Below are 19,923 nucleotides of genomic sequence, written 5' to 3' on the forward strand. Positions count from 1 at the left end.
GGAGCTACTTGATCTTTGCAATCAGCGCCAGAAGCTCGCGGCCTTCCTCGCCGGTCTCGGCGGCAAAGCCCTCTTCAAAGGCCGGCTGCATCGCCGCACGGAAGGCTTCGTTCTCCTCGCTGGTGGCGATGTGGACGGTCACGCCCTTCTCCTGCAGCTGGGCCGGAGCATCGGCGGAGGCTTTTTCAGAGGCCTCGATGGCCCAGCCCGCTGCCTTCCTGCCAGCCTCATCGATGGCCGCCTTCTGCGTTTCGGTGAGGCCGTCATACCAGGACGGCGTCACATAGCCGTGGAGATAGGCGGCAAGGACGGGCACGACCGTCATGTGGTCCTGCACCTCGTAGTAGCGGCGCGAATAGGCGGCCGCGACGTCGGTCACGGCAGCATCGATCACGCCGGTCGCCAGCGCCTGATAGACCTCACTGCCGGGCAGCGACACGGTCGAGGCGCCCATGGCGGTCAGGCCACGGTCGAAAGCAGGGCCAAGGCCGCGCATCTTCAGGCCCTTGAAGTCATCCGGCTTCGTCAGTGCCTTGCCCTTGGACGTGAACACGCTGACATTGGTCTGGAACATCCAGGCGATGTTCTTCACGCCCTTGTCGAGAAGCTTGCCTTCGAGATAGGCAGCGGCTTCCGAGTCCGGCCACTTCTTCCAGGACTCGATGGAGGACATGGTGTAGGGGCCGATGGTGACGTTCATGAGGGGAAGCGTCTTGCCCCACTGGAAGTTCAGCGAGAAGGCGCATTCGATCTCCCCGCGCGCAACGGCGAGGATATTGTCATTGGCCTTGATCAGGCTGTCGGCGCCGAAGATCTGAACATCGATCTCGCCGTTGGACAAGGTTTCAACTTCTGCGGCCCATTTCTCGATCACCTCGGAAATGTGATGGCCGGGCGGCAGCTGATGGCTGCAGCGCATCAGTTCTGCTGCACCCGCAGCGCCTGTCATGGCTGTTGCGGCAAGAAGCGTTGCAAGAAGTGTCTTCGTCATGATGGTCTCCTCCCAGTTTGACCAGTTTATCTCAGGCTCACAATTGCTCCCGTTCCGGCCGCCTGCGGCAGCCCTGCACGGGCCAGCTGGCCGTAGAGCGTTTCTGAAGGCATTTCGCGGGCCAGAATCTCCCGGACTCCGATCAGCTTTCCAATGTCGATGCCGGTGGCAAAGCCCTTGGATTCGCATAGGAAAACGAGGTCTTCGAAAACCGCATTACCGGTAGCGCCGGGCGCAAAGGGGCAGCCTCCCAGCCCCCCGAGCGCTCCGTCGAGAATGCGGCAGCCCGCATCGAGCGCGGCGGACGCATTGGCCATCGCCATGCCGCGCGTGTCGTGCAGGTGGATGGCGGCCTCCCGGTCTGCCGCAATGGCGCGGATACGCCGGACAAGGGCGGCAATCTGGTCTGGTCCGGCAAAGCCGACCGTGTCGGCCAGCCCGACGACATCGGCACCAGCCTCGAACAGCGCTTCGGCAAGATCAATCACCTCGTCCGGATCGACGGCACCCGTGATCGAACAGCCGAAGGCCATGGCGATGCCGGCATTCACCAGTGGCCGGTGGTGGCTTTCATCGCGCAGCGCGCAAAGCCGTTTCACATGGGCCACCGCTTCGGCGCGGCTGCGCCGGGTGTTGGCTTGCGAATGCGCTTCCGTGGCAGAGACAACGCACATGATCTCATCAACCCCGGACGCAAGCGCGTCATCCGCGCCCCGGTCGTTGAGGACGAGGCCAACCGCATGGGCGCCCGGCAGGGCCTTCACCGCAGCCAGTACCTCCCGCACATCGGCGAATTGCGGAAAACGTGAGGCCGGCAGGAAGGAGCCAACCTCGAAATTGCGCACACCGGCAGCGTACTCACGGTTGATCCACTCGATCTTGGCTGCCGTCGAGGGATAGGATTTGACGAGCTGCAAGCCATCACGCAGCCCGACTTCGCGCAGCACCACATGGCCGGCCGGATAGACGTCGCGAAGCCGCGTCATGCCGCCTGCTCCTTCGCCTTGCCCCGCGCGGCAGCGATCTCTGCAGCGTCAAGACCGACCCCGGCCAGAACCGTCTCCGTGTCCTGCCCGACCGATTGCAGATCGCCGCCACCGGTCAGCATTTCGCCATCGACTTCGAAAGGCAGGGACGGGGCGCGGAAGGTGGAGCCATCCGGCATATGCGAGGTGGCAAGCCCGCCGGGGCGCATCACATGCGGATCGCTGTACATGTCGGCGGGTTTTGCGATGGGTGAATAGGGAATGCCCAGGTCTTCGAATTGCCTGGTAAGTTCACCGGCATCGCGGGCCGCAATGGCACGGGCGACGACCGGAATGGTCCGGCCGCGGGCTTCAATCTGCTGCATCCTCGTCTGAAGCTGCGGATCGCTCAGCAATTCATCGAGACCCAGGAGCTTGCACAGCGCAACCCATTGCCCTTCGGTCACGGCGCCGACGAAGATCTGGTTGCCGTCCGAGGTGTCAAAAATATCGTAGACCGGCCAGGAAAAATCCCGTTCCGGCATCGGTGGCGGCGATTTGCCTTCGAGCTCGTACTGAACCATGTGCTGGGCAACGAGCAGCAGGCAATTCTCGAACAGGCCAATGCGCAGGTTGCGGCCCTTGCCGGTTTCCTTGCGCTCCAGCAGCGCAGCCAAAACGGAAAAAGCACCGAAGAGCCCGCCCATGATGTCATTCGCCGACGAACCGACCCGCAGGGGCCTGCCCGAGGGGCCGGTCATATAGGCAAGGCCAGTCATCATCTGGACCACCTCGTCCAGCGCCGTGCGGTCCTGATAGGGGCCGCGCAGGAAGCCCTTGTGCGAGGCAACGACCAGCCCGGGAAATTCGCGCCGCAGCGTCTCGCCGTCAGCGCCCATCTTTGCCAGCGACTGGTCCCGGAAATTTTCAATGAAGACGTCGGCGGTGGCCAGAAGCTTGCGGAGCGCGGCCTGGCCGCTCTCGCTGGCCAGATCAAGCTGGACCGACTTCTTGCCGCGGTTGAAGAGCGGGAACATCGGCCGCCCCATGCCGGACAGATAGCGGGTCTTGTCTCCTTCCGGCGGCTCGACCTTGATCACTTCGGCGCCGAGAAAGCCGAGGAACATGCCGCAGGACGGCCCCATGATCATGTGGCTCATCTCGACGATGCGTATGCCTTCGAGCGGCTTGAACGGTTCCGTCACCTGCTAGTCCTCCCAGTGCCTGGCGGCAGCACAGAAGCAAGTTAGCGCTCGACTCGGAGTAGAAAAATTATAAAGTTTATAAGGCTTCATTCTAAAATCGAGAAACCATGGACACGCGCCAGCTCCGCTACTTCGAGGCGATCTTTGAAAGACGCAGCCTGACGACTGCTGCCGGCGAGTTGCGCATCGCGGTGTCGGCGCTGAGCCATCACCTCGCCAATCTTGAGGCGGATCTCGGGCAGAAGCTCTTCCACCGCAGGCCGCGCGGGCTGGAACCGACGGCGGCGGGTGAGCGGCTTTACACCCACGCCAAGGCAATCCTGCGCGCCATGCAGGCCGCCGAAAGGGACATCAAGGCTTCAGGCGGCGAGGTTGCGGGTGACGTGACCATCGGCATGGCCTATTCGGCGGTCAAGGCCATCGGCGTGCCGCTCCTTCAACGGATCATGACCGACTACCCGAAGCTGAACCTGTCGCTTTCCGAAAGCCTGTCCGGCACGACACTCGCGCATCTGCTCGCCGCCGACGTGGACATGGCTCTTGTCTACAACCCTCCGGCGGATGCACGGCTGAAGTCGATCCCGGTGCTGGAGGAAAGCATGGTGCTGATCGGGCACGAGGCCATCATCGGGGAAACCGGCCGCCCGATCGCCTTTCACGACACGCTCGGGCTGCCGATGATCATCCTGCGCCAGGGCATTTCGGCGCGTGCGCTGGTCGATGACGCCACGCTGCTGAAGAAGCTGGAGAGCAGTGCCCGCTTTCAGCTGAACTCGGTGCATGTGATCGGCGGCGCGCTGATTGCGGGGCTCGGCTGCGCCATCGGCACACGGCTGTTTCTGCAGGAGCACATAGAAACAGGCGCCCTCGCTGTCCGGCCCATCATCATGCCGGAACTGTCACGCACGCTGCATCTGTGTCAGATGGCGGACCGCCCGTCCTCCTATGCGCTGGAGGCGGTGCAGCGGCTCGTCATCGAGCTGGTGCATAAGGCCATCGACAGCGGACTATGGCAGGCCCGCAAGGCAGAGCAGGCCTGACCTTTTCCGGCGTCACCCTTTCGCCTTGAGAGACTTCAGCCGGTAGAGCGCTTCCAGCGCCTCACGCGGGGTGAGGTCGTCCGGATTGATTTCACCGAGCGCTTCCAGCACCGGATCGGCCTTGGCCGCAGGTGCAGTGGCGGCGGCCTTGGTGGTCTGGACCACGGCGGCAAACAGCGGCAGCTCGTCGATCAGGGTTTCCGCCGGGGAGCGGCGGTCCTTTTCCTCAAGCTGGGAGAGGACGGACTTCGCCCGCTCCACCACCGCCGCCGGAAGGCCCGCAAGCTTGGCCACCTGAATGCCGTAGGACCGGTCTGCCGCGCCGGGGATGATCTCGTGCAGGAAGACCACGTCGCCGTTCCACTCCTTCACGGAGACAGTGGCATTGGTCAGCCGCGGCAGGCGCTGGGCCAGCGCGGTCAGCTCGTGATAGTGGGTGGCAAAGAGCGCGCGGGAGCGGTTCACCTCGTGCAGGTGCTCGATGGCGGCCCAGGCGATGGACAGGCCGTCGAAGGTCGCCGTGCCGCGCCCGATCTCGTCCAGAATGACCAGCGCCCGCTCGCCCGCCTGATTGAGGATGGCCGCCGTTTCCACCATCTCCACCATGAAGGTGGAGCGGCCGCGCGCCAGATCATCGGCCGCGCCAACGCGGGAGAACAGCCGGTCCACCACGCCCAGATGAGCGCTGGCGGCAGGCACAAAGCTGCCCATCTGCGCCAGAACGGCAATCAGCGCATTCTGCCGCAGGAACGTGGACTTACCGGCCATGTTGGGACCGGTGATCAGCCAGATCTGGCCCGACGCTTCCTTGCCCTGCGGCCCGAGGTTGCTGTCATTGGCCACGAAGGTATCGCCGCCGCCGCGCCTGAGCGCCTGTTCCACCACCGGATGGCGGCCGCCTTCGATGGCGAAGGCAAGGCTCATGTCCACCAGCGGGCGGCAGTAATTTTCATCCTGCGCCAGTTTCGACAGGGCCGCTGCCACATCGATCACGGCCAGCGCCCGGGCTGCGGCCTTCACTGGCTCGCTGTCCGCCACCAGCTGGGCGGCAAGCCGGTCGAAGATCTCCAGCTCGATGGCCAGCGCCCGCTCCCCCGCGCTGGCGATGCGCGATTCCAGATCGGCCAGCTCCGTGGTGGTGAAGCGCATGGCGCCCGCCATGGTCTGGCGGTGAATAAACCGCGCCGGATCCGCCGACAGCTTGTCCGCCTGTCCGGCCGGCACTTCGATGAACCAGCCCAGCACGTTGTTGTGCTTGATCTTGAGCGAGCGCAGGCCCAGCTCTTCGGAATAGTCCGCCTGAAGCCGGGCGATCACCTTGCGCGAGGCATCGCGCAGATCCCGCAGCTCATCCAGGTTGGCGTCATAGCCAGCCGCCACAAACCCGCCGTCGCGCTTGAGCAGCGGCGGCTCGGGGTCGAGCGCGCGGGTCAGTTCGGCGCCCAGATCATGGGGCGCGGCGGCAAGATCGCGCCAGGCTGCGGCGAGTTCCGGCGGCAGATCCTCGGCGCTCTTCATCTGCGTCAGAATGCGTGCCGTTGCCTCAAGGCCTTGCGCAATCGCCAGAAGATCACGCGGCCCGCCGCGCTGCATGGCAATGCGGGACAGGGCGCGGGCCAGATCGGGCGCCGCCTTCAGCTCGGCCCTCAGGCTGTCGCGCAGGATCTCGTTGTCGAGGAAGAAGCCGACGGAGTCCTGCCGTGTGGCAATTTCGGCCGGATCGGTGAGCGGTCCGGCCAGACGGCTGGCCAGCAGGCGCGCGCCTGCGCCTGTCACCGTGCGGTCGATGGATGACAGAAGGCTGCCCTGCCGCTCGCCGGAGAGGGTGCGCGTCAGTTCAAGATTGGCGCGGGTGGCCGGATCGATCAGCATCCGCCCGCGTGCAGCCTCCCGGGTGGGCGGGTCCAGCGGCGGGCGTTCGCCCAGCTGGGTCTTCTCCACATAGGCGAGAATGCCGGCCGCTGCGGTCAGCTCGGCGCGGGAGAAATTGCCGAAACCGTCGAGGGTCTTCACCCGGAAGTAATTTGCCAGCCGGTCCGCCGCCGTTGCCCCGTCGAAGAAGGCGCGCGGCACGGGCGAAATGGCAGCGCCCTGCCCTTCCACCAGATGGCGGATTTCGGTTTCCTGCAGGAGATTGTCCGGCAGCACGATTTCACGCGGATCGATCTGGGCAAGGTCGGCCGAAAGCCGCTGCAGATCCGTCTCGGCCACCTGGAAGCTGCCGGTGGACATGTCGATCCACGCAAGGCCGAAGACGCCGTCGCCTGCATCCGATCCGGCGCGCAGCCTTGTCAGCGCCAGCAGGAAATTGTTGCTCCCCGCGTTCAGCAACCGCTCTTCGGTCAGCGTGCCGGGGGTGACAAGGCGGATCACATCACGCCGCACCACGGATTTCGAGCCGCGTTTCTTCGCCTCTGCCGGGTCTTCCATCTGCTCGCAGACCGCAACCCGGTGGCCAAGGCCGATCAGCTTCTGCAGGTAGTCGTCTGCCGCATGCACCGGCACGCCGCACATCGGGATGTCTTCGCCCTGATGCTTGCCGCGCTTGGTCAGCGTGATGCCCAGCGCCTGCGAGGCGATTTCCGCGTCCTCGAAGAACATCTCGTAGAAATCGCCCATGCGGTAGAACAGCAGGCTGTCCGGATTGGCGGCCTTGATCTCGATGAACTGCGCCATCATCGGCGTCACGCGGGCATCGCTCGCGCCGGATGCGGCATCGTTCGGGGCAGGGGTATAGGGGCTCTGATCGGTCGGCATGTGCGGACCCTAGCAAAGCCCTCCGCAGCTTTCACAGGTCCTGTGCCCAAAGGTGCCTTGAGGCGGTAATTTTCCGGGGATAAGGTCTTGGTCCAGATAAGAGAAGCGAAGGCTTCGCAGCACGAGGGAAGGACCGGCCAGACCATGTCGTCATCAGGCAAGAAGGGCAAGACAGGCGTCAGCTTTACAGACCAGGAGGCCCTGCTGTTCCATCAGGAAGGCAAGCCCGGCAAACTCGAAATCAACCCCACCAAGCCGATGGCGACGCAGCGCGACCTGTCGCTGGCCTATTCCCCCGGTGTGGCAGTGCCCGTGCGGGCCATCGCGGAAGACCCATCGCGGGCCTATGACTACACGACGCGCGGCAATCTGGTCGCGGTCATCTCCAACGGCACGGCCATCCTCGGCCTCGGCAATCTCGGGGCGCTTGCCTCCAAGCCGGTGATGGAAGGCAAGGCGGTGCTGTTCAAGCGCTTTGCGGATGTGGATTCCATCGACCTTGAGGTCGATACGGAAGATGCGGACCAGTTCATCAACGCCGTGCGCTATCTCGGCCCCTCCTTTGGCGGCATCAACCTTGAGGACATCAAGGCGCCCGAGTGCTTCATCATCGAGCAGCGCCTGCGCGAGCTGATGGACATTCCCGTCTTCCACGACGACCAGCATGGCACCGCCATCATCGCTGCCGCCGGCCTCATCAATTCGCTGCATCTGACGGGTAAGGACCTGAAGTCGGTGCGCATTGTCTGCAACGGCGCGGGCGCGGCCGGCATTGCCTGTATCGAACTGGTCAAGGCGCTGGGCGTGCCGCATGACAATGTCATCCTCTGCGACACCAAGGGCGTCATCTATCAGGGCCGCACCGATGGCATGAACCAGTGGAAGTCCGCTCATGCGGTGAAGACCGACGCCCGCACCCTCTATGAGGCGCTGAAGGGCGCGGATGTGTTCCTCGGCGTATCGGTGAAGGGTGCCCTGACGGAGGATATGGTGCGCGCCATGGCCCCGAACCCGATCATCTTCGCCATGGCCAATCCGGACCCGGAAATCACGCCGGAAGAGGTGGCGGCCATCCGCGACGACGCCATCATCGCCACGGGCCGGTCGGATTATCCCAACCAGGTCAACAACGTGCTCGGTTTCCCCTACATCTTCCGCGGTGCGCTGGATGTGCGGGCGACGACCATCAATGACGCGATGAAGGTGGCCTGTGCGCAGGCGCTTGCAGCCCTTGCCCGCGAGGAAGTGCCGGACGAGGTGGCCGCCGCCTACCGGGGCAGCCGTCCGAAGTTCGGCCCGGACTACATCATCCCCGTGCCGTTTGATCCGCGTCTCATCTCCACCATTCCGCCCGCCGTGGCGCAGGCGGCGATGGACACCGGCGTCGCCCGCCGCCCGATCATTGACATGGACCAGTACAGGCACCAGCTTTCCGCCCGCCGCGATCCGGTGGCCGGAACCCTGCAGCGCATTTTCTCCAAGGTGCGTCAGGCGCCCAAGCGCGTGGTCTTTGCCGAAGGCGAAGAAGAACCGATGATCCGCGCCGCCGTCAGCTTCGTCAGCCAGGGGCTGGGCGAGGCCATCCTGATCGGCCGCGAGGACGAGATCCGCGAAGCCGCCGCTGGTGCGGGTGTGGATCTTGCCCGTTCCGGCATCAGCATCCAGAACGCCCGCAATTCCACCCGCAACACCGACTATGCGCAGTATCTCTACACCCGGCTGCAGCGGAAGGGCTATCTGCTGCGCGACTGCCACCGCATGGTCAACAACGACCGCAACTACTGGGGCGCCATCATGGTGGCGCGGGGCGATGCGGATGCCATGGTCACCGGCATCACCCGCAACTATTCCGTCGCGCTCGACACCATGCGCCAGTGCATCGACACCAAACCCGGCCACCGGGTGATCGGTGTGTCGGTGGCGCTGTGCCGTGGCCGCACCGTGCTCATCGCCGACACCACAGTGCATGACATGCCCAACGCGGAGGAACTGGCCGATATCGCCGAAGAGGCAGCCCATGTCGCCCGCAGGCTTGGCTACGAGCCGCGTGTGGCCATGCTCGCCTATTCCACCTTCGGCCATCCGAAGGGCGAGCGCGCCGAGCGGGTGCAGGAAGCGGTGCGCATCCTCGACCGCCGCCGTGTCGATTTCGAGTATGACGGCGAAATGGCGGCGGACGTGGCGCTCAACATGGACAAGATGGCGGCCTATCCCTTCTGCCGCCTGACCGGCCCGGCCAACGTTCTCGTCATGCCGGCCTTCCACTCGGCCTCCATCGCCACCAAGATGCTGCAGGAACTGGGCGGCTCCACCGTCATCGGCCCGCTGCTCGTCGGCTTCGACAAGCCGGTGCAGATCGTCCCTATGGGTGCCAAGGACAGCGACATCGTCAACATGGCCGCGATTGCAGCGTATAATGTGACGTAAGAGGCCCAATATGTGTAAATTCCGGGTCTGCTTCTAACAGCAGACCCGGGTTTTAAGATCACGCCGCGTTTAATAACGAAGATGGGAGATATGTCGGAGCACTGTAAGAGCTCTTCATAATCTCAATTCCTCTCTCGCAGTCTGCACGGCGTTTATAGCCTTCGCTGCTAACCGCAATGATCTGGCCATTTGATGCGGCATAAGACCAACGCCATTCACCACGGTTGTCTTTGTACATGTAATAGGATGGAAACGTACGACCTGTCATTGTCAAACTCCTATATGTCGAGCTTGACCTGATGCTTATTCCGGAACATAGTTCCAGACGCTAAGGTAAACATAGGTCAATCCTCGAGCATGAGGTTTAGATCGGTTTGCTTCGAGGCCACCAAGCAGTACCAGTGCTTGGTGGCCTCTTTCACTTCAAACCGATAAAATGAATCCAAATCAATCACTTAGAGTCAAGCTGGAGAGAAAATAGTTTAAATTCAGTGGGTTACCAGAGTGATTTTGAAGACTTTACATTATTCCTTAACGAATCGTTAACTAAATTGATTCGAATTCGCTGAGTTACGAACTGGTGGTGTTCAGGAAAAACATGCTTTCTAGCCAAAAAACCATCATCAAGATCTGCGGTCTTTCGACCCCCGAAACCATGGAAGCGGCCGTCGAGGCGGGGGCGGATATGGTCGGGCTGGTGTTCTTTCCCAAGAGCCCGCGCCATGTGACGCTCTCCGATGCCTGCCGTCTGGCTGATATTGCCCGCGGGCGCAGCGAGATTGTCGCCCTGACGGTGGACATGGATCTGCATGGCCTGCAGCGCATCAACGAGCTGGTGCAGCCGGATATTTTCCAGTTCCACGGCCAGGAAACGCCGGAAGCCTGTGCTGCCGCGCGGGTCATGATGCGCCGGCGCATCATCAAGGCAATTGGCGTGAGTGAAAGGGCTGACCTTGAGGCCGCCCTGCCCTATGTCAATGTGGCTGAGCGGATCCTGTTTGACGCCAAGCCCCCGAAAGACTCCGATGTGCCCGGCGGCCACGGGGTTCCGTTTGACTGGACGCTGCTGAAGTCGCTTGACCTGCCGTGTCCCTTCATGCTTTCCGGGGGACTGGATCCGGAAAACGTTGCGCAGGCGATTGCGCTCAGCGGCGCCACAGCGGTCGATGTCTCTTCCGGCGTCGAGCGCGGCAAGGGCGTGAAGGACAGCGGGTTGATACGTGCTTTCGTGGCGGCAGTCCGGGGCGCGGAACATGCGAAGGAGTGACGAGAGTTGACCACAATGGCGAACACCCTGCGGTCCGGCCCGGACGAGCGGGGCCATTTCGGGATTTTCGGCGGCCGCTACGTGGCCGAAACCCTGATGCCGCTGATCCTCGATCTGGAAAAGGCCTATAGCGACGCCAAGGCCGATCCGGCCTTCAAGGCGGAGCTGGACAACCTCAACACCCATTACACCGGCCGTCCGTCGCCGCTTTATTTCGCCGAACGCCTGACCGAACATTTGGGCGGCGCCAAGGTCTACTTCAAGCGTGATGAGCTGAACCACACCGGCAGCCACAAGATCAACAACTGCCTCGGCCAGATCCTGCTGGCCAAGCGCATGGGCAAGACGCGCATCATCGCCGAGACGGGCGCCGGTCAGCACGGCGTGGCAACGGCCACCGTCTGCGCCCGCTTCGGCCTGCCCTGCGTCGTCTACATGGGTGCCACGGACGTGGAACGGCAGAAGCCGAACGTCTTCCGCATGAAGCTGCTGGGCGCCGAGATCGTTCCGGTCACCGCTGGCGCGGGCACGCTGAAGGACGCCATGAACGAGGCGCTGCGTGACTGGGTCACCAATGTTGACGACACCTATTACCTGATCGGCACCGCCGCAGGCCCGCACCCCTATCCGGAGCTGGTGCGCGATTTCCAGTCGGTCATCGGCAAGGAAACCCGCGAGCAGATTCTGGCCGCAGAAGGCCGTCTGCCGGACGCGATCGTTGCCGCTGTCGGCGGCGGCTCCAACGCCATCGGCCTGTTCCACCCCTTCCTCGACGACAAGAGCGTCGAAATCTGGGGCGTCGAGGCGGGCGGGCGCGGCCTGAACGGCCACGAGCACTGCGCCTCGCTGAATGCCGGCAAGCCGGGCGTCCTGCATGGCAACCGCACCTATCTGCTGCAGGATGATGATGGCCAGATCCTGGAAGGCCATTCCATCTCGGCAGGCCTTGATTACCCCGGCATCGGGCCGGAACATTCCTGGCTGAAGGAAATCGGCCGTGCCAACTATGTGCCGATCACCGATGACGAGGCGATGGCCGCCTTCCAGCTTCTGACCAGGGTGGAAGGCATCATCCCGGCGCTGGAACCGGCCCATGCGCTGGCTCAGGTGGTCAAGATGGCGCCGAAGATGGACAAGGACCAGATCATCGTCATGAACCTGTGCGGCCGCGGCGACAAGGACGTCTTCACCGTCGGCAAGATGCTCGGCTTCGACCTGTGATCTGAGGTTTTGCCGTATCCGGCAGGGCCAGTTCCATACTCTGAGTCGCCCCGGGCCGAACGTCGTGAGGACCCGGGGCCTACTTGTTTGCAGAGCGTGGCCGTTATCTCAAGCCGCGCGGCAGGGACGTCCTGTGTGGCCATTGTACCGGGCTCATCTGACCGCTCTGGAAGCGAGTGGTCCTCGGATCTCCGCTACGCTTCGTCCGGGGCGACGCCGAATATCTGGCGTGGCCCTCCTCCTCCCCGAACCTGCACACCAGCCGGACCAATTTCCCGCACACCTTCCCACAAACGCAAAGGCCCCGCAGCCTTCTGAACTGCGGGGCCTTTGCATGAAAAACGTCCGGTCAACGGCCGGTTAGGCCGCCTGCGAACATGGCGGTGAGATAAAACTCGAATGCACCCGGGCCGTTGTGGTCCTTATGCGGTGCAGCGGCCTGCGGCTCACGGTCGCTGAAGATGCGGCCAATTCCGGCGAGGCGCGTTGTCTTGCGGCGCGTGGTCTCAATGATCATGGGGGAGGCTCCTTTTCTTGTTGTTCCTGGCCAACCCGGCCTTGTCTTCAAGAGATAGAGACGCACAATGTGCGCTTCAAGGCCCCCCCATTGCAGACCAACCCTGCAACCGCTGCATGGCTCAAAGGACAGGATTTCTGCCGCTGATGCGTCTTCCCCTTGCAGGAAAAGCGGCGCGATTCAGCCTTTCTTGCCTTTCCCTGCCGCGATGCGTTGACAGAAGGCCTTGAAGCCCCCTACATCCAAGCGCTGGTTTCAAGGTTCAGCGCGCCCGCCCTCCGGGCTGCCTGCCCGGCAAACCAGATCTGCGAACAGATCCTCAAGGATGGGAAGCTGAATGACCGGGACGCGCATCGACCGCCGCTTCAAGGCTTGTGCCGAAAAGGGGCGTCCGGCCCTTGTCACCTTCATCACGGCAGGCGATCCGGATCTGGCCACATCGCAGGCGATCCTTGAGGCCCTGCCTGCGGCAGGCGCTGACGTGATCGAACTGGGCATGCCCTTTTCCGATCCGATGGCGGAAGGCATTCCCATTCAGCTTGCCACCCAGCGGGCGCTGAAGGCCGGCCAGACCATGGACCGGACGCTCGCCATGGTGCGCAAGTTCCGCGAAAAGGATCAGGACACGCCCATCGTGCTGATGGGCTATTACAACCCCATCTATGTGCGCGGGCCGGAGGCTTTTGTTGCCGAGGCGCGTGCGGCGGGCGTGGATGGCCTGATTGTTGTCGATATTCCGCCGGAAGCTGACGACGAGCTCTGCATCCCGGCGCTGGAAGGCGGCATCAACTTCATCCGCCTGGCAACGCCGACCACCGATGACCGCCGCCTGCCGGCGGTGCTGAAAAACACGTCCGGCTTCGTCTATTATGTCTCCGTCACCGGCATCACCGGCTCGGCGGCCCTCAACACCACCAATGTTTCGGCAGCGGTGAAGCGGATCAAGGGCCACACGGACCTGCCGGTCGCGGTCGGCTTCGGCGTCAAGACGGCAGAGGATGCCGAGGCTATCGGCAAGGATGCGGACGGCGTGGTCGTCGGCTCCGTGCTGGTGGAGGCGATCCGCAACAGCCTCGATGCAGATGGACAGGCGACGGACAAGACCGTTGCCGCCGTGACAAATCTTGTGTCCTCCCTGGCCGGAGGCGTGGCGCGCGCCCGCTGACCGGCCAACAGGCACCAACAACGAACGGGATTTGCCGTGAACTGGATCAACACTGTCGTACGGCCCAAGCTGCGCAACTTCCTGTCGCGCCGCGAGATGCCGGAAAACCTCTGGATCAAATGCCCGGAAACGGGCGAGATGGTGTTCCACCGCGATCTGGAAGCCAACCTGTGGGTCGTGCCGAATTCCGGCTACCACATGCGCATTCCGGCCAAGAAGCGCCTTGAGTCCTTCTTCGATGGTGGCAGCTATGACCGGGTGGCAACGCCTTCCGTGACCGCTGATCCGCTGAAGTTCCGCGACACCAAGAAATACGCCGACCGCCTGAAGGAATACCGCACCCGCACCGGCGAGGAAGACGCGGTTCTGGTGGCGCGCGGCCGCGTCAACGGCCTCGATTTCACCGCTGCCGTGCAGGACTTCGACTTCATGGGCGGCTCGCTCGGCATGGCCGCAGGCGAAGCCATCCTGACCGGCATGATGACCGCCGTGGAGCACAAGACCCCCTTCGTGCTGTTTGCTGCCTCCGGCGGCGCCCGCATGCAGGAAGGCATCCTGTCGCTCATGCAGATGCCGCGCACCACCATCGGCATCCAGATGCTGCGTGAAGCGCGCCTGCCCTACATCGTGGTTTTGACCAACCCGACCACTGGCGGCGTTTCGGCCTCCTACGCCATGCTGGGGGATGTTCACATCGCCGAGCCGGGCGCCCAGATCGGCTTTGCCGGCCGCCGCGTCATCGAGCAGACCATCCGCGAGAAGCTGCCGGACGACTTCCAGAGCGCCGAATATCTGCTGGCCCACGGCATGGTGGACATGGTGGTGAAGCGTCACGACCTGAAGGACACCATCTCGCGCCTGGCGGGCATCTTCATGAAGCGCGAGCTGACCCTGCCGGACCTTGATCCGCCCGCGGACGAGCCCGCCCAGGATCAGGCTTCCGCCGCCTGAAAAAATAGCCCGCACGGCGGCCTGCCGATGCTTCATGTCTGTTTGACACAAGCATGAGAGGCTCGCCTTGCGGGATCATCCCTTCCCGCAAGCCAGAGCAGGGCCGTTCAAGCGGCCTGCCTGAAAGCAAAGAGACGGGGCTTGCCCGGCAGACCAGTGCCGCCGGGCGGTTCCAGAATGTTTGTGCCATCCGCAGGGAAATCATGGACCAGATCACTGCCATTCTTGACCGGCTTCTCGCCTTGCACCCGCGCCAGATCGACCTGTCGCTGGACCGCATGCACCGCCTGCTGGCCGCGCTGGGCAACCCGGAGCGGCGCCTGCCACCCGTGATCCATGTGGCGGGCACCAATGGCAAGGGCTCCGTCACGGCCACCATGCGCGCCATTCTGGAGGCCTCCGGCAAGCGGTGCCATGTCTACACCTCACCGCATCTGGTTGCCTTCAACGAGCGCATCCGCCTCGGTGAGCATGGCAAGCTGGTCGATGACCCGCGTCTGATGGCCGCGCTCGACCGCTGCGAGGAGGCGAACGGCGGGAACGAGATTACCTTCTTCGAAATCACCACGGCCGCCGCGCTGCTGCTGTTCTCGGAAGAGCCGGCCGATGTGCTGCTGCTGGAGGTGGGCCTTGGCGGGCGGCTCGACGCCACGAATGTGATTGCGCAGCCGCTGGTATCGGTCATCACCTCCATCTCGCATGATCACGAGAAATTCCTCGGCAACACCTTGAGCGAGATTGCAGGCGAAAAGGCAGGCATCATCAAGCCCGGCTGCCCGGTGGTCTCAGCCCCCCAGGAAGACGAGGTGCAGGCGGTGCTGGACCGGGTTGCCGCCCGCAACCGTGCGCCCATCGCCCGCTTTGGTCAGGAATATACCGCCAGCGAGGATCAGGGGCGGCTCTGCTATCAGGATGACGACGGGCTCTACGACCTGCCGCTGTCGAGCCTGACCGGCGGCCACCAGATCATCAACGCTGGCCTTGCCATTGCCGCGCTGAAGACCGCAGGCCTTCTGCCCGATGAGGCCACCATCGCAAAGGGCCTCAAACATGTGGTCTGGCCGGGGCGTCTGCAGGTGCTGACCCACGGACCCTTTGTCGATCAATGCCCGGAGGGGGCGGAAATCTGGGTTGATGGCGGCCACAATCCGGGCGCTGCCCTGCGCGTTGCCGCCTTCATGGGCGAACAGGAGGAGCGCCACCCGCGCCCGCTCTACATGATCTCGGCCATGCTGACGACCAAGGACCCGATCGGCTTCTACCGCGCCTTCCACGGCCTCGTGCGCCATGTGGCCACCGTGCCGGTGAAATCCACCAATGCGGCGCATGACCCGTTCGAACTGGCCGATTTCGCCCGCACCGCCGGTCTGGAAGCCACGCCATTCGACAGCCTGCAGGCCGCCGTTGCCGACATCCGCCGCTGCGCCGCCCGCGACGGCGAGCCCCCCCGCATCCTCGTCTGCGGCTCGCTCTACCTCGCCGGCGATGTTCTGGCCGCCAACGGGATGGCGCCGAAGTAAGGGTGGCTGGTTGGCGGCAAGCTGATTGCCGGGCAGATGCGCCGCAGCTCACCCGTCCCGGATCTCCGCTTCGCTTCGTCCGGGAAGACGATGCCGGGGGCAGGCACCTCCTCCACGGTTGTCATCCCGGTTTGCCGCAAAGCGGCAAGACCGGGATCAAGAACTGGTCATGGCTTTGTTTCTAAACTTCAACGACGGCAGTTGCCATGACATGCTAAGCGATTAGATTATCGCATTTAATTGGCGCCTTGATTAGGGGCGCATTGATTGGGCGGGGGATACAATGTTTGAATTTTTTAGAAGAAAGGGGAAGTCTCTTCAAAGCACATTGGCATGCGATGTTGAATCTCATCTCGAGATTTACCTTGATTATTATATTAAGCGCAAAGAGCCTGGGTATGCAGTTCTTGTCACCGGCGAATGGGGCGCAGGCAAGACGTATCAAGTTCGACGAGCGTTACCTGATGATCGTGCCCACTACGTTAGTCTATTTGGATTAACCAAAATCGAGGACATCGAGGCGGAGATATTCGCCAAAATGTTCCCGTCCAAAGCATCGCTTAAAAAGTTTGCTAAGCGCGTCGACTCGGTGAACATCGAGATTCCTGTGCTTGGATCACTAGGATCTGGTGGGCTGGCGTCGATCTTGGCAACTTCATTTATCAAGAACCAAATCGATAACACACGGCCTTTGATATTTGATGACCTCGAGCGCTGTTCAGTTGAACATCGCGCTGTCCTCGGGCTAATTAACCGGTATGTCGAGCATTATAAATGTCGAGTTATCGTCATCGCCCACGACGATAAGATCGTTCAAGAAATTAAAGAATCTAAGGAAAAGGTATTTGGCCAATCAATATTAGTAGAGCCAAGTATCGATTCTGCGTTTAAAGAATTTGTGTCGTATTTTTCGGATAATGAAAATAAGAGAAAGATTTCGGAATTTACGAAAGAAATCCTCTCGACTTTCAGGGAGTCAAAAGCAGCTTCCTTGCGTGTGTTGCGCCATGTCGTCGAAGACGTCATGCGTCTAGCGGACGCACTTGAAGATCGGCACCTTGAAGATCGTGCGGCGATGGTGGAATTGGTAAGACTGTTTTCCGCACTCGCAATTGAAACTCGCTGCAATCACCTAAATCGCGACGATTTAAAAGATCGGGAAGGAGCCACTTTCAGATATGAATTAAATACGGCGGGAAAGAATGAGAAGCTTGAAGAACCTCGGTTCGTGGCTGCCGCATATCGATACAAGTTAGTAGATCTCGCGAGTACACTGTTGAACGACACTGTACTGACAGAAATGTTGATTGAAGGACATTTCAACCCCAGCCGCATTAGGGAATCTCTAAATTCAAGTCACTATTTCATCGACAAAGAAGAGGCATCTCCTTGGAGAATAGTTATCAATTTTGACAAGCTGGACGATGCCGAGATCGATGCTGCACTCAAAAAAATGGATAAACAATTTGAAGAAAGGGAAGTCACGGACTCTGGTGAGTTTCTTCATATGGTAGCTCTAAAGATGTTGATGGCGTCAGAATGTCTGATAGAGATGAGCGTGCGAGAAGTAGTCGATGCTGCGAAAATTTACCTAGACGAATTGCTCGAAGACGATCGCTTACCACCAAGGACAGTCGGCTGGAACTGGTCTGATTCATTCAAGGGGGCATATGCCGGCGTTGGATACTGGGTCGCCGAAGATTACAGAAAAGACTTCGAGGAAGTATTCAATTATCTTACTAAATTACGAAGCTCTGCTCTGAATAATAAAATTCCCGAGCTCATACCAACTCTCCTTGAGGTAATCAGGGGTGATGGAAAGAAATTTTATGAAAAATTGTGCGGCACTCGGGATGGTCGAAGCGAGTATGAAGATGTTCCAATCCTCGCGCAAATTCCAACATTTGACTTTGTAGAGGCTTGGCTCAGTTCCCCTAAGGCTGGCTGGTATTGGATTAGCAGTGCTCTTAAGGAGCGAAACAAGGCTACTTCTCTATATGAAAATCTTGCAGTTGAGGCAGATTGGTTTCCGAAACTCGCGGAAGAGATGCTAAAACGGTCAGAAAAAAAGTCCGGACTTGCCCGAATTCGCATTATTCGAGCTGTCGAATTTATGGGATATAACGTAGATAAAATGAATAATAGAATTATTCAGAAATAGACATATATTTGTAATGCGGGATTTATATTTAGAATCAGGATAGTTACTGGATCAGTGATTATCGAGCATTTCTCCCTCACGCCGCCTGCTTGAGAACATCCTGCCCCCTGTAACTGAGGGCCTCGGCGAGGTGAATGCGGGTGACGGTGGGGTCGCCGTCGAGGTCGGCGAGGGTGCGGGCAAGTTTCAGCACGCGGTGATAGCCACGGGCGCTGAGGGAAAGGCTGTTGGCGGCATCGGTGAGGAACTGGCGGCCTGACGGGTCCAGTGCCACCACCTCTTCCACCACGGCAGCGGGCATCTGCGCATTGGTGCGGGCCGAAAGGCCCAGCGCCCGGTAGCGCGCCGCCTGCTGATCGCGTGCCATGGCCACCCTTTCGGCCACCGCGGCAGAGCTTTCCGCACGGCCGGGGGTGAGCAGATCGCTGGCGGTGACGGCGGGTACCTCGATCCTGAGGTCCAACCGGTCGAGGAAAGGGCCGGAAACGCGGGACTGATATTCGCTGGCGCAGCGCGGGCCCCGGCGGCACTGGTGGCCCGGCTCGCCCGCATGGCCGCAGCGGCACGGGTTCATCGCCGCAATCAGCTGGATGCGCGAGGGATAGGTGACCCGGTGATTGGCCCGGGCGATGATGGTTTCGCCTGCCTCCAGCGGCTGACGCAGACTGTCGAGCACCTGTGGCTGGAACTCCGGCAGCTCATCCAGAAAGAGCACGCCATTGTGGGCGAGCGACACTTCCCCCGGCCGCGCCCGCAAACCGCCGCCGACGAGCGCGGCCATCGACGCCGAATGATGCGGTGCGCGGAAGGGGCGCCGGTCGGTCAGCTTGCCATCGGCCAGCTCTCCGGCGAGGGAGGCAATCATGGAAACTTCCAGCAGTTCCCTCGGCGACAGCGGCGGCAGGATGGAGGCAAGACGGCTGGCCAGCATCGACTTGCCCGCGCCCGGCGGGCCGACCATCAGCATGTTGTGGCCACCGGCTGCGGCAATCTCCAGCGCGCGCTTGGCCGTCTCCTGCCCCTTCACATCGGCAAGGTCCGGCAGGTTGGCGGGCAGGCCCCGCAGGCGCGGGGAAGGCCGGGAGAGCACCTGCGTGCCCTTGAAATGGTTCGCCAGCTGGATCAGCGAGCGCGGCGCAAGAATGGACATCTCTCCGTCTGCCCAAGCCGCTTCCGGCCCGCATTCCTCCGGGCAGATCAGCCCCTTGCCGAGCCCGTTGGCGCCCATGGCCGCAGGCAGCACCCCGGCCACCGGCGCCAGCGTGCCATCCAGCCCCAGTTCCCCCAGCACCACGTAGTCGGCCAGCATGTCCGGCGGAATGGCGCCGATGGCGGACATGATGCCCAGCGCAATCGGCAGATCGTAGTGGGAACCTTCCTTCGGCAGGTCGGCAGGGGCGAGATTGACGATCACCCGCTTGGCCGGCAGCGCCAGACCCGAGGCATGCAGGGCGGCACGCACCCGCTCCCGGCTTTCGGCCACCGCCTTGTCCGGCAGACCCACCACGGTGAAGGCCACCATGCCGGGCCCCACCTGCACCTGCACATCAACGGGCACTGCCTCGATGCCCTGAAATGCGACCGTCGTCACCCGGCTTACCATACGCGCCTCCCCTATGGGTCGTATTCGAGATTACGGCAACTTTTCAGGGAGTCAAGAACGTAAACAGAACATTAACGCTGCTTCTTTGGCCTTGCGCTTTTCCGGGACAGATTGCAGCATCTTTTCATCAGCC

At 61.9% G+C, this 19,923-nt stretch carries 15 protein-coding genes; 8 read left to right on the forward strand and 7 right to left on the reverse strand.

Annotation, left to right across the window (positions count from 1 at the left end):
* Positions 1-4: 4 nt before the first annotated feature.
* The 3 genes from dctP to AC0CMF_RS15475 are packed head-to-tail and all read right to left on the reverse strand — an operon-like array spanning position 5 to position 3,161.
* Positions 5-991, reverse strand: a complete 987-nt coding sequence (dctP, locus tag AC0CMF_RS15465; protein ID WP_050474016.1) for a TRAP transporter substrate-binding protein DctP — start codon at positions 989-991, stop codon at positions 5-7.
* A gap of 26 nt (positions 992-1,017) precedes the next feature.
* Positions 1,018-1,977: a hydroxymethylglutaryl-CoA lyase gene (locus tag AC0CMF_RS15470; protein WP_374629650.1), complete on the reverse strand. Its 960-nt coding sequence runs from the start codon at positions 1,975-1,977 to the stop codon at positions 1,018-1,020.
* On the reverse strand, positions 1,974-3,161 hold the full coding sequence (locus AC0CMF_RS15475; RefSeq protein WP_374629651.1) for a CaiB/BaiF CoA transferase family protein: 1,188 nt from the start codon (positions 3,159-3,161) through the stop codon (positions 1,974-1,976). Before AC0CMF_RS15475 ends, AC0CMF_RS15470 begins: the two co-directional genes overlap by 4 nt.
* 107 nt (positions 3,162-3,268) lie before the next feature.
* On the opposite strand from AC0CMF_RS15475, the gene AC0CMF_RS15480 reads away from it, so the two are divergent.
* On the forward strand, positions 3,269-4,201 hold the full coding sequence (locus tag AC0CMF_RS15480) for a LysR family transcriptional regulator (protein WP_050474014.1): 933 nt from the start codon (positions 3,269-3,271) through the stop codon (positions 4,199-4,201).
* Positions 4,202-4,213: 12 nt separating this feature from the next.
* Here the strand turns inward: AC0CMF_RS15480 and mutS are convergent, their stop codons facing one another.
* A complete protein-coding gene (gene mutS, locus AC0CMF_RS15485) occupies positions 4,214-6,958 on the reverse strand; it encodes a DNA mismatch repair protein MutS (RefSeq protein WP_374629653.1) in 2,745 nt (914 codons plus the stop codon).
* A gap of 144 nt (positions 6,959-7,102) precedes the next feature.
* Here mutS and AC0CMF_RS15490 point away from each other — a divergent pair, with 144 nt between their 5' ends.
* Complete coding sequence (locus AC0CMF_RS15490) at positions 7,103-9,385, forward strand: NADP-dependent malic enzyme (protein ID WP_374629655.1); 2,283 nt, start codon at positions 7,103-7,105, stop codon at positions 9,383-9,385.
* A 58-nt stretch (positions 9,386-9,443) separates the two neighbouring features.
* Here the strand turns inward: AC0CMF_RS15490 and AC0CMF_RS15495 are convergent, their stop codons facing one another.
* Positions 9,444-9,653, reverse strand: coding sequence for a YegP family protein (locus tag AC0CMF_RS15495; protein WP_374629656.1), 210 nt, complete (start codon positions 9,651-9,653; stop codon positions 9,444-9,446).
* Between the two features lie 330 nt (positions 9,654-9,983).
* Between AC0CMF_RS15495 and AC0CMF_RS15500 the strand changes: the two genes are divergently transcribed.
* A complete protein-coding gene (locus AC0CMF_RS15500; RefSeq protein ID WP_374629657.1) occupies positions 9,984-10,652 on the forward strand; it encodes a phosphoribosylanthranilate isomerase in 669 nt (222 codons plus the stop codon).
* 15 nt (positions 10,653-10,667) lie between these two features.
* Positions 10,668-11,873: a tryptophan synthase subunit beta gene (gene trpB, locus AC0CMF_RS15505; protein ID WP_050474010.1), complete on the forward strand. Its 1,206-nt coding sequence runs from the start codon at positions 10,668-10,670 to the stop codon at positions 11,871-11,873.
* Positions 11,874-12,222: 349 nt separating this feature from the next.
* Here the strand turns inward: trpB and AC0CMF_RS15510 are convergent, their stop codons facing one another.
* Positions 12,223-12,390, reverse strand: a complete 168-nt coding sequence (locus AC0CMF_RS15510) for a hypothetical protein (RefSeq protein WP_160318761.1) — start codon at positions 12,388-12,390, stop codon at positions 12,223-12,225.
* 337 nt (positions 12,391-12,727) lie between these two features.
* Here AC0CMF_RS15510 and trpA point away from each other — a divergent pair, with 337 nt between their 5' ends.
* The 4 genes from trpA to AC0CMF_RS15530 all read left to right on the forward strand — a co-directional run bounded on the left by trpA (position 12,728) and on the right by AC0CMF_RS15530 (position 18,187).
* Positions 12,728-13,555, forward strand: coding sequence for a tryptophan synthase subunit alpha (gene trpA / locus AC0CMF_RS15515; RefSeq protein ID WP_122522494.1), 828 nt, complete (start codon positions 12,728-12,730; stop codon positions 13,553-13,555).
* A 36-nt stretch (positions 13,556-13,591) separates the two neighbouring features.
* Entirely contained in the window at positions 13,592-14,506 is a 915-nt protein-coding gene (accD, locus tag AC0CMF_RS15520; protein WP_050474008.1) for an acetyl-CoA carboxylase, carboxyltransferase subunit beta, read from the forward strand.
* Between the two features lie 203 nt (positions 14,507-14,709).
* On the forward strand, positions 14,710-16,026 hold the full coding sequence (locus AC0CMF_RS15525; RefSeq protein ID WP_374629658.1) for a bifunctional folylpolyglutamate synthase/dihydrofolate synthase: 1,317 nt from the start codon (positions 14,710-14,712) through the stop codon (positions 16,024-16,026).
* A 283-nt stretch (positions 16,027-16,309) separates the two neighbouring features.
* Positions 16,310-18,187, forward strand: a complete 1,878-nt coding sequence (locus tag AC0CMF_RS15530; RefSeq protein WP_374629659.1) for a hypothetical protein — start codon at positions 16,310-16,312, stop codon at positions 18,185-18,187.
* A 76-nt stretch (positions 18,188-18,263) separates the two neighbouring features.
* Here AC0CMF_RS15530 and AC0CMF_RS15535 read toward each other — a convergent pair whose 3' ends face one another.
* Positions 18,264-19,790 carry a YifB family Mg chelatase-like AAA ATPase gene (locus AC0CMF_RS15535; protein ID WP_058898400.1) on the reverse strand — a complete coding sequence of 509 codons (1,527 nt, stop codon included), beginning with the start codon at positions 19,788-19,790 and terminating at the stop codon, positions 18,264-18,266.
* Between the last annotated feature and the right edge of the window lie 133 nt (positions 19,791-19,923).

This window comes from Pannonibacter sp. CBAS1226 (genome assembly GCF_055685825.1).